Below are 14,824 nucleotides of genomic sequence, written 5' to 3' on the forward strand. Positions count from 1 at the left end.
AAGAGTTTCAAAGCCAAAATTCTCTCTGGCTTCACCACGACCTGGTCGGTGGCTAAACAGCTGTTTGGCGCACTTTGGAGCATGGTCAGCGGCCACTTTAGTTTAAATGACTTGGGAGGGCCGGTTGCTATTTTCGCCACCACTTCTCAAGCTGCCAAAATGGGACTAAGCGGCGTGTTGAACTTCTTAGCCTTCTTATCACTGAACTTAGCGATCATTAACCTGATTCCAATTCCGGGATTAGACGGTGGTAAGTTAGTGTTGAATATTCTGGAAGCGATCAGAAGAAAGCCGGTTTCCCAGACGACTGAGACCGTTATCACATTAATCGGGTTTGCCTTTTTGATGTTATTGATGATTTTGGTCACTTGGAACGATATTGAGAGATACTTTTTGCATTAATTAAGTAAATAATGAAGGAGAACCTTACACATGAAGCAATCACAGATGCTGATTCCAACGTTAAAAGAAACCCCTAAGGGCGCTGAAGCACTCAGTCACCAAATGCTGGTCCGCGGCGGGTATATTCGCCAGATTTCTGCCGGCATGTACGCTTATTTACCATTGGCATATCGGGTTTTAAACAAGATTGAAACGATTATCCGAGAAGAAATGGAAGCAACATCCGCTCACGAAATGTTGATGCCGGATATCTTGCCAGCGGATCTTTGGAGAGAATCAGGCCGTTATGATACATACGGTCCAGAATTATTTAAATTTAAGAACCGCCACGAAACTGACTTCATTTTGGGGCCGACCCACGAAGAAACGTTTACAGCGTTAATTCGTGATTCAATCAAGTCATATAAGCAATTACCACTGGTGTTGTACCAAATTCAAAACAAGTACCGTGATGAGAATCGGCCTCGATACGGACTTTTACGCAGTCGGGAATTTATCATGAAGGACGCCTATTCGTTTGCAACTAACGATGAAGACTTGGACAAAACATATAATGCCATGGAGCAAGCCTACCGGAATATCTTTGACCGAATTGGATTGAAATATCGGGTCATTATCGGTGACGGTGGCGCTATGGGTGGCTCCGACTCCAAGGAATTTTCTGCAATGGCTGCCGTAGGTGAGGACACGATTGTTTATTCAGATGGCAGTGATTATTTTGCCAACTTGGAAATGGCGAAATCAAAGGTGACGGATGAAGTTGACGACACCCCAGAAGCTGAAATGAAGAAGATCGAGACGCCAAATGCCAAGACGATTTCTGCAGTTGCCAAACTCTTGGATGTTCCAGAGACTCAAACAATCAAGTCGATGTTGTATGTTGCTGATGAACAGCCCGTTATGGTGCTGGTTCGGGGTGATTATGATGTCAATGACGTTAAATTAAAAAACTACTTAGGAGCAGATTTCCTGGATATGGCCACCGATGATCAAGCTAAGAAATACCTTGGTGCTGATTTTGGTTCACTTGGCCCCGTTGGTGTCAGCGAAGACGTGAAGATTTTAGCCGATCAGCGAGTTGTCAACATCAAAAACGCCGTGGTGGGCGCCGATGAAAACGGCTACCATTATATTAACGTCAATGCTGACCGTGATTATAGAATTGATGCCGTTGGCGACTTTGTGATTGTTAAGGAGGGTGAACTATCACCTGATGGCAAGGGCAAATTGAAGTTCACTCGTGGAATTGAAATTGGTCATATTTTCAAGTTGGGCACCCGTTATTCTAACTCATTAAAAGCAACTGTGTTGGATGAAAATGGCCGTGCTGTTCCGGTTATTATGGGATCTTATGGGATTGGTGTCAGCCGACTGCTCTCAGCTATTTCTGAACAAAACGCCGATGAGAACGGCCTTATTTGGCCACGGGCAGTTGCACCGTTTGATGTACACGTGATTCCAATTAACGCCAAAAAAGACGTTCAAATGGATCTTGCTGCCAAAATTGAAGCTCAATTAACCGATGACAGTCTCCAAGTGTTGGTTGATGACCGTAAAGAACGGGCCGGTGTTAAATTTGCCGACTCTGATTTGATGGGAATTCCATTACGAATCACAATTGGTAAGAAAGCCGAAGACGGCATTGTTGAATTGAAAGTTCGAAAGACCGGTGAGACTGCTGAAAGTTCAGTCGCCGATTTAAATGGTGCGGTTAAAAAAATGTTGAAGAATCTTGACTAGTGATACCGTAACTAATTAATATAGACGTAAGTTATCGTCAGTAAAAAAGTGGTTGGAACAAAACTGATGTTTTGCGTCCAACCATTTGTGTTCATGGATGTTTCATGTGTTAAATAGGAGGGCAAACCGTGAGTTTGGATCGAAAAGAATTGTTTGAGAAGTTGTTGGAACAACTTCAATGGCCACAGGCAAGTGAGTTGCCATACTTTCAAGGTGCCAAAATCGATCGCTTGGAAGTTCATAAACAAAGTCAACGTTGGCAGTTTGATATTTCTATCCCCAAAATTCTGCCCTTCGAGGTCTTTAACGATTTTAATGCGCGGCTACATTCAGCTTTTCAGGATATTGCCACCGTTTCGTTTGATATTTCTGTGGAAAATGATACCTTCACGGAACAGTTGTTACGACAATACTGGCAGTGGGCGGTTCCTAACAGTGGGGTGACATCGCCGTTATTGAAGGAATTATGCGCTGACAAGTATCTGTCAATTGTGGATTCCAGAGTCGAATTTGTTGCCGAAAACGACATTGTCAAAGATTTTATGACAAATACCGCTTTGGGACCAATCGAAGAAATGTATCAACGGGCCGGATTCCCTGATTTTACTATTCATACGATCGTTGATGAAAGCTCATCCCAGCAGAATATCCAGGCGCTTAAAAAGAAAAATGAAGCTGCGAATGCTGAGCTGGTCAAAAAGGCCAACGAAGCCATTCAGGAAAATGCAAAAGCCCATCCCAAGCGCTCCGGTGGAAATGGTGGTAAGACCACCATTGGCCGAAAAATTAAAGATGATCTGCCCATTACCAAAATGGAAGACATTGTTGAAGAGGAACGCTCAGTGGTCGTTTCCGGGTTTGTATTCAATAAAGAAATTCGTTCTTTGCGTTCGGGACGGCAGTTACTGATGTTAAAAATCACTGACTACACTTCTTCAATCCAGGTCAAGAAGTTTTCCAACAAGGGTGAAGAAGCGTTATTTGAGGATGTTAACGAAGGCGATTGGGTCAAGGTGCGAGGCAGTGTCCAAGAAGACAACTACTCTCATGAGTTGACGTTGAATGCTTACGATATTAATCCCGTGAAGACAGTCAGTAGAAAAGATCAGGCACCCGAGGGCGAAAAACGGGTTGAACTTCATCTGCACACCACGATGAGTCAGATGGATGCCACCAATAACATTGCGGATTTTGCCAAACAAGCTGCCAATTTCGGCCAGAAAGCATTGGCCATCACCGATCATGCGGGCGTCCAAGGATTTCCGGATGCTTTTCACGCTGGTCAAAAGAATAAGATTAAGATGCTTTACGGAGTTGAGGTCAACTTGGTAGATGACGGGGTTCCGATTACCTACAATGACAAACACGTGCCATTAAAGGACGCAACATACGTCGTCTTTGATACTGAAACAACTGGCCTGTCCGCAATCTACGATCGAGTCATTGAATTATCCGCTGTCAAAATGCAAAACAGTAACGTTATTGACCAGTTCGAAGAATTTATTGATCCGGGTTTTCACTTATCTGAAAGAACCACTAATTTGACGTCAATCACAGATGAAATGGTCCACGGTTCGAAATCTGAAGAAGAAGTATTTAAATTATTCAGAGAATTTTGCGGAGACGCAATTGTCGTTGGTCATAATGTGACATTTGATATGGGATTCATGAATACGGGGTATGTAAGACACGGAATGCCGGAAATGGCGAACCCGATCATTGATACCCTGACTTTGGCACGTTTCTTATATCCAAATCTGCGTGGCTATCGTTTAAATACATTGGCCAAGAAGTTTGATGTCAGTCTGGAGCACCATCACCGAGCCATTTATGATGCGGAAACAACTGGACATCTGAACTATTTGTTCTTAAAGGATGCTGAAGATCGTTACGGCATCGCCTATCATGATCAGCTCAACGATCATATGACTGACAATGACGCCTATCGTCACGCGCGTCCGTCCCATGCAATCTTACTTGCCAAGACTCAGGCGGGTCTGAAGAATATGTTTAAGATTGTTTCTTTGTCAAATGTTGAATATTTCTATCGGGTTCCAAGAGTGCCACGAACCCAACTTGAAAAATACCGGGATGGCATTATTGTCGGTTCCGCCTGTTCTTCTGGGGAAGTCTTTACGTCGATGATGCAAAAGGGTATCGACGAAGCACGGCAAAAGGCTGCGTTTTACGATTATTTAGAGGTCCAACCCAAGCGGGCATATGCGCCGTTGATTGAGTCCGGCTTGATTTCTGATGAAAATAACTTGGAGCAGATCTTAACCAACATGGTTAAGTTGGGCGAAGAGCTCAAAAAACCGGTAGTGGCGACTGGGGATGTTCATTATCTGAACCCGCAGGATTATATCTATCGAAAGATCTTGATTAATTCTCAGGGTGGTGCCAATCCATTGAACCGCCAAGAGTTACCGGATTTACATTTTCTAACCACGGATGAAATGTTGGGCGACTTTGCATTTTTAGGCGCTGAAAAGGCCAAAGAAATTGTCGTCACCAATACCAACAAAATTGCGGATGAAATTGACGACGTCCACCCGCTGAAAGACAAATTGTATACACCAAAAATGGAAGGTGCCGAGGATGAAATCAAATCTCGGACGATGGATACCGCCCATAAATGGTATGGGGATCCACTTCCTAAGATTGTCGCCGATCGACTTGATAAGGAACTCAAAAGTATTATTGGTAATGGGTTCTCGGTTATTTATTTGATCGCCCAACGATTGGTTGCTAAAAGTAATAAGGATGGGTATTTGGTAGGTTCTCGTGGGTCAGTCGGATCCAGCTTGGTTGCGACCCTTACCGGGATTACTGAAGTGAACCCATTGCAGCCGCACTACCGTTGTCCGAATTGCCAGCACACTGAATTCTTTACCAAGGGTGAGTACAGCTCAGGTTATGATCTTCCCCACAAAAACTGTCCAGAGTGCGGAACCAAAATGATTGGTGACGGGCACAACATTCCCTTTGAAACATTCTTAGGATTTACCGGAAATAAAGTTCCTGATATTGATTTGAACTTTTCTGGGGATTACCAGCCAATTGCCCATAACTACACAAAAGTTTTGTTTGGCGAGAAAAATGTTTTTCGTGCCGGAACGATTGGAACGGTGGCCGATAAGACCGCTTATGGTTACGTGAAGGCCTTTGAACGGGATACCGGTCAAGTCTACCGTCAAGCTGAAGAAGATCGATTAGCCAAGGGTGCGACCGGGGTTAAACGGACAACCGGCCAACATCCGGCTGGCATTATCGTTGTTCCCGATTACATGGACATTTATGATTTCACGCCAATCCAATATCCGGCCGATGATCAGGATGCTGCTTGGAAGACAACCCATTTTGATTTCCATTCGATTCATGACAATATTTTAAAAATCGATATTTTAGGACATGATGATCCCACCATGATCCGAATGCTGCAAGATTTATCAGGAATTGATCCAAAGACGATTCCAATGGATGACCCGGGTGTCATGTCGATCTTTTCGAGCCCAGAGATTTTGGGTGTCAAAGAAGACCAGATTCAATCAAAGACCGGGACTTTGGGAGTGCCGGAATTTGGGACGCGGTTTGTTCGGGGAATGTTGGAACAAACACATCCAAGCAATTACTCCGAACTGCTTCAAATCTCTGGACTATCGCACGGAACCGATGTTTGGATTGGCAATGCCGACGAATTGATTAAGAACGGAACGGCAACCATTGCCAACGTGATTGGTTGTCGGGATAACATTATGACTGATTTAATCAATTGGGGGCTTGACTCCGAATTGTCATTCCAGATTATGGAAAGTGTGCGTCATGGTCGGGGAATTCCTGACGACTGGCAGGCTGAGATGAAGAAAGCCAAGATTCCAGACTGGTATATTCAATCCTGCTTGAAAATCAAGTACATGTTCCCACGGGCCCATGCGGCGGCTTACATTTTGATGGCGTTGAGAATTGCTTACTTCAAGGTTTATTTCCCATTGGTCTATTACGCTTCTTATTTCTCGGTTCGAGCCGATGATTTTGATATCGTTTCGATGTGCCGTGGTAAAGAAGCGGTTAAAAATGCCATGCGGATGATTAACGACAAAGGGATGGAAGCATCCACAAAAGAGAAGAATTTGCTGACGGTCCTTGAATTGGCAAATGAAATGCTCGAACGGGGCTTTAAGTTCCAAATGGTTGACCTGAACAAATCCGACGCTAGTCAATGGCTGATTGACGGTGATACCTTGATTGCACCGTTTAATTCGGTCCCAGGACTGGGATTAAACGTTGCCAAGCAAATCGTTGCCGCCCGGGAAGACAAGCCGTTTATTTCCAAAGAGGACTTGGCTAAACGGGGCAAGGTTTCAAAGACTTTGATCGACTTTATGACTGAAAATAATGTTCTGGCAGGTCTCCCTGATGAGAACCAATTAAGCTTATTTGATTTGATGTAATTGAATTTTACTAATGTTGAGGTGCTTAAAATCAGGTACTGTAGGCGCTGGACTTGTAATGTGTTCAGAAATATGGTATTCTTAATTTACTAAATAACTTGTAAGGGAGTGAGCAGAGATGCTCGCTCTTTTTAATGGATAATTTTTAGGAGGCCTATCTTTGAGCAATGTTGTTGAAACGGTCAAACAAGTTGTTGAACCAATTTTGGAAGAACATTCATTTTACTTATTCGATGTTGAATTTGTAAAAGAAAATAAAAGCTGGTATTTACGCGTTTATATTGATAAAAAGGGTGGCATAACCATCGATGACTGTGTGTTGGTCAGTGATGAGTTAAGCGAAAAGCTCGATGCAATGGACCCGGATCCAATTCCGCAAGCCTATTTCCTTGAGGTTTCATCACCGGGTGCCGAACGACCACTTCGAAATGATGAAGAGCTTCAACAAGCTGTTGGCGAATACGTCCACGTTTCTTTATATCAAAATTTAAATGGGCAGAAAACCTTTGAAGGAACGTTGCAATCAGTCGATGATGAGTCGCTAACGCTACAAAATGACCAATGGGGTAAACAGGATACATTGGAAATTCCACGTCAGTTAATTGCCAAGTCGCGACTCGCAATTCAATTTTAGTTAAGGGAGACACAATAATGAGTAAAGAACTTTTAGGAGCGCTGTCTGCTCTGGAAGAAGAAAAGGGCATCAAACAAGAAGTTGTGATTGAAGCCTTGGAAGCCGCTTTGGTTTCTGCATACAAGCGTAACTATGGTCAGGCTCAAAACGTGGAAGTTTCATTCGATGCAAATAAGGGTGAAATGCACGTTTATGCGGTTAAAACAGTTGTTGAAGAAGTGACGGACGATCAGCTTCAAGAGTCACTTGACGACGCACTTGAAATTAACAAGGGTTATGAGCTGGGGGATGAGATCAAGTTTGAGGTAACACCAAAAAACTTCGGTCGAATCGCCGCTCAGACGGCCAAGCAAGTGATTATGCAACGGGTTCGGGAAGCAGAACGAGAAAACGTATTTGATGAATATTCCAAGTACGAAGATGAGTTGGTGACCGGAACTGTTGAACGTCAGGATTCACGATTTGTTTACATCAACTTGGGGAAAGTCGAAGCAGTCATGGGGCCAAAGGATCAACTGCCTAATGAAGTTTACCGCCCACAAGACCGCATTAAGGTTTACGTCACCAAAGTTGAAAATGCCACTAAGGGTCCACAGGTATTTGTCAGCAGAACCGCCCCAGGCATGTTGAAACGTTTATTTGAACAAGAAGTTCCAGAGATTTATGATGGTACTGTGGAAATCGTTTCAATTGCGCGTGAAGCTGGTGATCGTGCCAAAGTTGCTGTTCGCTCGAACAATCCTGATATCGATCCGGTTGGGACTGCAGTTGGCCCTAGAGGACAGCGGGTTCAAACCATTGTTAACGAACTCCATGGTGAAAATATGGATATCGTCGAGTGGGATGAAGATGATGCGGCTTATATCGCCAACTCACTCAATCCGGCTGAGGTCATTGACGTGATTTTCGACGATGACAATGAGCGTGCTTGTACCGTGATTGTTCCTGACTACCAGTTGTCATTGGCAATTGGTAAAAAGGGCCAAAATGCCCGTTTGGCTGCTAAACTAACCAGTTTCAAGATTGACATTAAATCAGAAACTGAGGCCAAGGAGTTCTTTGCCAACAAGGAGGCCGCTGCAGCTGATGATCAATCAGTTGAAGACAGTCAACCGGACACGCCGACTGATCAAGGCGATTCATCAGAGGAAACTGGTGCGGATCAATCCGACGACCAGTCCAATTCCGATGAGTCGGATCAAGGATCTGTTGACTAATTTTTAGGAGGCGATTTTTTTGAAAAAAAGAAAGATTCCAATGCGCAAAGACATTGTGACTGGTGAAATGGCTCCGAAGAAAGAATTAGTTAGAATCGTCCGTGATTCCGATGGCCACGTCGCAATTGACGAAACTGGTAAAAAATCTGGTCGGGGAGCTTATATTTCAATTGACGTGGACATTGCCAAAAAGGCCAAAAATGAACATGTTTTTGAAAAAGTCTTTTCAACCACTCTGGATGACAACTTTTATGATGACTTAATCGCTTATGTCGATCATAAGCAAGCCAGAAAAGAGTTGTTTGAAGATGGAAAATGATCAACAAATCCTCAATTTTTTGGGCCTTGCCCGAAGAGCCAGTAACATTGTTACCGGCCAAGATATGTTGCTGTCACAAATAAGAAGCGGAAAGATTCACTTTTTGTTCATTGCAACAGACACCGGCCAGGCGACTCAAAAAAAGTTTAATGATAAATCAAATTACTATCATATTCCCGTTAACGATCATTACACCAAAGCAGCCCTTAGCGATGCAATTGGTATGAAACGCACGATCATCGGAATTTCCGATCGGGGTATGGCAAAAAAATTGGTTGAACTAACCGATAAAATTAAAGGAGAGTGATTGTATGGGGAAAAAGCGAATTTACGAATTAGCTAAAGAACTAAATGTCTCCAGTAAGCAAATCGTTGACCGTGCTAACAAGCAGGGATTTGACGTTAAGAATCACATGTCGACAGTCGATGATAATCAAGAACGCCAAATTAGGCAGATGTTTAGTAAGGGTGGCAGCAAGCCGGCTCACCAAGGCAATAACCATTCGAATGCACCGCATTCAACCAGCCAACAGAACCACAAGCCAGCAAGTAACGGCCATTCAACTAATTCCAATCATTCATCGAATGCTGCCCACGCTCAAAGTCGGCCGGCTGCGCATTCCAACAACGGCTCAAATGCTGTTAGTCGAAACCAGCAGCAGACAACCCATTCTGATAACCGTACCAATAATCGGAATAACTCGACTCACAGTAACACCGCGAATGATCAAAGAAATCATTCTAACAATAACCACACGAACAACAATCACTCGAACAGTTCGCATACTGCAACATCGAGTAACAATCACAATAATACCAACAACGACCATCGCAACAACCGTCCATCAAATAATACGACTGCTCGACCTGCTGCGCATTCAACAAGTACCAATACGACATCGAGCAATCATTCCAGTTCAAATTCGTCTAACCACAGCAACGCCAACAGTTTTTCCAATCGAAATACTGGAAGCGGCCGGTTTGGCGGCAGTTTGAACCGTAACAACAATCGCGGCGGCTCACGAAAAGCCAACAAAAAGCGTAACAAGAAGCAACGTAAGCAAAAGAATCAGCGTTTACGTGAAGTTGAACACCATGGTGCTCCGGAACGAAAGAACCGGCCATTACCAAGTGTCCTTGAATACCAAGACGGCATGAACGCCCAAGAAATTGGCAAGCTGCTGCATAGAGAGCCAGCTGAAATCGTCAAGAAGTTGTTTATGCTGGGTGTCATGGTTAACCAAAATCAATCATTGGACAAAGATACCATTGAGATTTTAGCTGCCGACTATGGTATTGAAGCCAAAGAAAAGGTTCAAGAAGACCTTTCCAATCTTGACAAGATTTTTGAAAAAGAAATGGATAATACCGAACATTTGGTATCCCGGCCACCAGTTGTGACGATCATGGGACACGTTGATCATGGTAAGACCACTTTGCTGGATCACTTGCGACACTCACATATTACTGAGGGAGAAGCAGGTGGAATCACCCAAGCTATTGGTGCTTATCAGGTTCGTCATGGCGATAACGTCATTACCTTCTTGGATACGCCAGGGCATGCTGCCTTTACCGAAATGCGTGCGCGTGGTGCCAATATTACCGATATCACAATTTTGGTCGTTGCTGCCGATGACGGTGTGATGCCTCAAACCATTGAAGCAATCAACCATGCTAAGGCTGCTAAGACACCAATTATCGTGGCGATTAATAAGATTGATAAGCCGGATGCCAATCCACAACATGTTACTGATCAATTAATGCAATACGGTTTAGTTCCTGAAGCCCTTGGTGGAGAAACAATCTTTGTTAATATTTCTGCCAAATTTGGGAAGAACATTGACGAATTACTGGATATGATTGCCCTTGAAGCTGAAATGCTTGAATTAAAGGCTGATCCGGATCAACCAGCTGTCGGTTCTGTTATCGAAGCTCGTTTGGATCAAGGAAAGGGCCCTGTTGCCACACTGTTGGTTCAACAAGGAACCTTGCATGTTGGGGACCCAATCGTTGCCGGCCATACATTTGGTCGAGTGCGGACGATGACTAACGAACGTGGCCGCGACTTAAAGAAAGCAACACCGTCAATGCCAGTTTCAATTACGGGTCTTAACGAAGTTCCCGAAGCTGGTGATCGATACGTCGTCTTTAACGATGAAAAGACTGCCAGGGCCGTTGGTGAAGAACGTGCCAAAGAAGCTCAGGTTGAAGAACGTCGAAAGACAACTCGTGTAACGTTGGACAGCTTGTTTGATTCACTCAAAGAGGGTGAAATGAAGGAAGTTGACATTGTTATCAAGGCTGATGTTCAAGGGTCAGTTGAAGCGTTGGCTAACAGCCTTCAAAAGATTGAGGTTGAAGGCGTTAAGGTTAACATTATTCATTCCGGCGTTGGTGCCATCAATGAAAGTGATGTTGCCCTGGCTGAAGCAAGTAACGCGATCATCATCGGCTTTAATGTCCGTCCAACCCCTCAAGCAAAGTCACAGGCTGAAAGCGATCACGTTGACATTCGACTTCATCAAGTGATTTATAACGCTATTGACGAAGTTGAATCAGCAATGAAAGGAATGCTTGCCCCAACCTATAAGGAAGAAATCACTGGCCAAATTGAGGTCCGGGATATTTTCAAGGCTTCCAAGGTTGGTACAATTGCTGGTGGAATGGTTGTTGACGGTTTCGTTCAAAAAGACAGTAAGATTCGTTTAATTCGTGACGGAGTTGTTGTTTACACCGGTGAATTGAACAGTTTGAAACGATTCAAGGATGACGTTAATGAAGTCAAGCAAGGATTTGAACTTGGCTTAACCATTAAGGACTTTAACGATATTAAAGTCGGCGATGTGGTTGAAGCATACGTCATGAAACAAGTACCAGTCGAGTAATTTTGGAGGTGTTTTCATGGCTCAATATCGTGTTGGCCGATTGGAACAGGAAATTCAAAAAGAAGTCAATGACATTTTGTTAAAGCGTGTCCGTGACCCACGTGTTCAAGGCGTGACTTTGACAGGTGTTGAAGTGACCGGTGATTTACAGCAAGCCACCATTTATTACAGTATCTTATCTGATAAACCTGAGGACGAAGAAACAACTGCCAAGGGATTAGAAAAGGCTGCCGGGTTAATCCGGGGTGAGCTTGGTCATCGACTCAGTATTTATAAGACGCCTGAAATCAAGTTCCAATTGGACTCATCCGTTCAATATGGCGACAAGATCGATCGCTTAATTAATAAATTAAAACAAAATGGTGAATAACATTTTAACTGCCGGGCCAGAAATGGTCGGGCAGTTTTTTTGTGATATACTTTTACTACATGAAAAAATAGGAGAATTCGAATGAACGGAGTAATTGCGTTATACAAAGAGCGTGGCATGACCAGTCACGATTGTATTAGTCAACTGAGAAAAATTTTACATACAAAAAAAGTTGGTCATACCGGGACACTGGATCCCAACGTCGATGGTGTCCTGCCAATCTGCATTGGCCAAGCAACGAAGATTTCTGAGCTGTTAATGCAATCGGGTAAAGTGTACCGTGGCGCGATAACGCTTGGTCTCGCATACGACAGCGAGGATCTCGACGGGAATTTAATTGAGAAGGTGCCAATTGAAACGCCGCTTGATTCCAAGACAATCGATCAAACACTCGCCCAACTGACCGGAGATATTTTACAGACACCTCCGATGTACTCTGCGGTTAAGGTCAACGGCCACAAGCTTTATGAATACGCCCGCAAAGGCATCACGGTCCACCGGGAGCCACGGCCAATTCACATTGACTACTTTAAGCAGTTAAAACCGGCTACTTATGATTCAGACGCACAAACGCAAACGATTTATTTTGAAGTTGGTTGTTCGAAGGGGACGTATGTCCGAACGCTGGCTGTTGATTTTGGTCGACTACTTGATAAACCATCGGTGATGTCGGATCTAACCCGAATTAAGAGTGGCGGGTTTGACATTTCCCAATGTTCAACACTTGAAGAGGTCCAAACGGCAATGGACCACGATCAGCTGGCATCCGTGCTTCACCCGTTAACAGAAGCACTGGCAAATTATCCGGTTTATCAGTTGGATGAGAGCCGCTGGCAGATCGTGTCTCACGGCGGTTTTCTTGATCAGTCTATTTGCCCGCAGAATGCAGCGGTTGTTCGTTTGGATTATCAAAATAACGTCAAAGCACTTTATCAGTTTGACGACAAAGTCGGTCAGTATCGACCATTTAGGATGTTCATAGCTTAGTTAAAGGGATGGATTAAAATATGCAAATATCAAGACTTCATTATCCGTTGTCGGATGCGTTTAAAGTGAGTCACCAAACCGTCGTTGCCATGGGCTTTTTTGACGGCTTTCACAAGGGACATCAAGCAGTTTTACAGCGGGCCAAAGACGAAGCACAAAAGCGTGGGGTGCAACTTGCGGTTTTGACCTACGATCATCATCCGGCAATTGTGTACCGGAAAATGTCCAGTCACGAAAAGCGTTATTTAACGTTATTGGACTACAAAATGCAATTGCTGGAAGACTTTGGGGTTGACCAGGTCTTTTTAGTGAATTACTCATACGAGTTTCAGAGTCAAACGCCCGAGCAATTTATCGATAATTTCTTAAAGCGCTTTAACGCGGTGGCGGTTGTGGCCGGATTTGACCATACGTATGGCAACAAAAAGACCGCCACAATGAAGAACTTTCCCAACTACGTTAAGGGTGCTTTTGATGTCATTACCGTTCCGTCGGTTAATGCCAAAGATAAGAAAATCAGTTCAACCCGGATTCGGATTGAACTGGATTCCGGTGACGTCTCAGGGGTTAATCAGATGCTTGGACGCCCATTTCAAACTGAGGGGGTCATTGTCCATGGCGAAGAACGTGGTCGGCTTCTGGGGTATCCCACGGCCAACGTGGAGCATTCAGAATATCAGTGGCTGCCAAAGATTGGCATTTACGTGGTCACAGTGGAAATTGGTGGTAAACGTTATTTAGGAATGGCTTCAATTGGCAAGAACGTGACCTTTTCTGACAGTCACCCAATGACCGTCGAAATTAATTTAATGAACTTTGACCGCAATATCTATGGCGAAGTTGTTAAAGTCAACTGGTTGAAATATTTGAGAGATGAGATTAAATTTACAACGCCGGAAGAATTAATTGAGCAGCTGGACAAAGACAAACAGGCGACTGGCGACTATCTCAGCGATCATCCTGAAATAATCGATTAGCACTATTAGCACTCTCCACAAATTAATGCTAAAATAACACTATATTCCCTTGACTTATAACATATGGTTTGTTAAATTATAAATGTGCCTTAGCACTCGGGTATATTGAGTGCTAAAAAGAGGTGATTTGGGTGCTAACAGATAGGCAAAAGAATATTCTTCAAATAATCATTCGTGATTACACAAGAACAGGTATGCCAGTTGGTTCCAAGGCATTGGCCGAAGAGTTTCCGATCCACGTCAGTTCCGCGACGATCAGAAATGACATGGCTGCACTTGAATCAAAGGGTTTAATTGCCAAGACGCATTTTTCATCCGGACGGGTGCCATCGATTGAGGGCTATCGCTATTACGTCGATAACTTAGTCGAGCCGGATCCGCTGGATGAAGGTGCCGAGGATTTAATTAAAAGTTCATTTAACAGCGAGTTTAACCGAATTGACGAAATTATTCAGGAGTCGGCAAAGGTTTTATCTGACTTGACCAATTACATGGCGTTGACGTTTAATCCCGAGTCTGGAGATAACCTCAAGCTTGGCGGATTTCGACTGGTGAAGCTGGATGATCGGCAAGTGATGGCGATTATCGTGACGAATACCGGGCATGTTGTGAACAAGATTTTCCGGTTGGCGAACGTCTCGTCCGAACAGCTGGAAACGATTGTTAACATCATCAACTCGGAATTAGTTGGAAAGCCACTCAAAGAAGTCATGGACAAGCTGAGGTTTGATATTCCCATGTTGATGACCAAGTACATTCAAACCCCTGAAGGATTTTTGAAGATCTTCGGTGAAATGCTCACTGAGGCAGGTCGCGACAAGGTTCATGTCGACGGCGAGCTG

The 14,824-nt window shown here is 43.9% G+C and carries 12 protein-coding genes; all 12 read left to right on the forward strand.

Annotated features, from left to right (window positions below; genetic code table 11):
* On the forward strand, nt 1–402 hold a 402-nt coding region (locus tag AB3112_RS03385; protein WP_367333956.1), incomplete at its 5' end, for a site-2 protease family protein.
* A 30-nt stretch (nt 403–432) separates the two neighbouring features.
* Nucleotides 433–2,142 (forward strand): proline--tRNA ligase, encoded by a 1,710-nt coding sequence (locus AB3112_RS03390; RefSeq protein ID WP_084975528.1) that lies wholly within the window; start codon nt 433–435, stop codon nt 2,140–2,142.
* A gap of 128 nt (nt 2,143–2,270) precedes the next feature.
* Nucleotides 2,271–6,593, forward strand: coding sequence for a PolC-type DNA polymerase III (locus AB3112_RS03395; RefSeq protein ID WP_301469173.1), 4,323 nt, complete (start codon nt 2,271–2,273; stop codon nt 6,591–6,593).
* A 160-nt stretch (nt 6,594–6,753) separates the two neighbouring features.
* Nucleotides 6,754–7,227: a ribosome maturation factor RimP gene (rimP, locus tag AB3112_RS03400; RefSeq protein ID WP_057909226.1), complete on the forward strand. Its 474-nt coding sequence runs from the start codon at nt 6,754–6,756 to the stop codon at nt 7,225–7,227.
* Between the two features lie 17 nt (nt 7,228–7,244).
* Nucleotides 7,245–8,444, forward strand: coding sequence for a transcription termination factor NusA (gene nusA / locus AB3112_RS03405; RefSeq protein ID WP_084975526.1), 1,200 nt, complete (start codon nt 7,245–7,247; stop codon nt 8,442–8,444).
* A gap of 19 nt (nt 8,445–8,463) precedes the next feature.
* Nucleotides 8,464–8,763: a YlxR family protein gene (locus AB3112_RS03410; RefSeq protein WP_084975525.1), complete on the forward strand. Its 300-nt coding sequence runs from the start codon at nt 8,464–8,466 to the stop codon at nt 8,761–8,763.
* Nucleotides 8,753–9,070, forward strand: a complete 318-nt coding sequence (locus AB3112_RS03415) for a ribosomal L7Ae/L30e/S12e/Gadd45 family protein (protein ID WP_057909223.1) — start codon at nt 8,753–8,755, stop codon at nt 9,068–9,070. The genes AB3112_RS03410 and AB3112_RS03415 overlap by 11 nt, the downstream gene beginning before the upstream one ends.
* 4 nt (nt 9,071–9,074) lie before the next feature.
* Nucleotides 9,075–11,648 (forward strand): translation initiation factor IF-2, encoded by a 2,574-nt coding sequence (gene infB, locus AB3112_RS03420; RefSeq protein WP_084975524.1) that lies wholly within the window; start codon nt 9,075–9,077, stop codon nt 11,646–11,648.
* 16 nt (nt 11,649–11,664) lie between these two features.
* Entirely contained in the window at nt 11,665–12,018 is a 354-nt protein-coding gene (gene rbfA, locus AB3112_RS03425) for a 30S ribosome-binding factor RbfA (protein ID WP_057909221.1), read from the forward strand.
* Nucleotides 12,019–12,099: 81 nt separating this feature from the next.
* Nucleotides 12,100–13,005, forward strand: a complete 906-nt coding sequence (gene truB / locus AB3112_RS03430) for a tRNA pseudouridine(55) synthase TruB (protein WP_367333957.1) — start codon at nt 12,100–12,102, stop codon at nt 13,003–13,005.
* A gap of 20 nt (nt 13,006–13,025) precedes the next feature.
* On the forward strand, nt 13,026–13,982 hold the full coding sequence (ribF, locus tag AB3112_RS03435; protein ID WP_367333958.1) for a riboflavin biosynthesis protein RibF: 957 nt from the start codon (nt 13,026–13,028) through the stop codon (nt 13,980–13,982).
* 125 nt (nt 13,983–14,107) lie between these two features.
* Nucleotides 14,108–14,824 (forward strand): heat-inducible transcriptional repressor HrcA (hrcA, locus tag AB3112_RS03440; protein WP_367333959.1); only part of this gene is annotated, 717 nt, incomplete at its 3' end.

The organism is Lentilactobacillus sp., from assembly GCF_040773105.1.
Lineage (GTDB): Bacteria > Bacillota > Bacilli > Lactobacillales > Lactobacillaceae > Lentilactobacillus > Lentilactobacillus parabuchneri.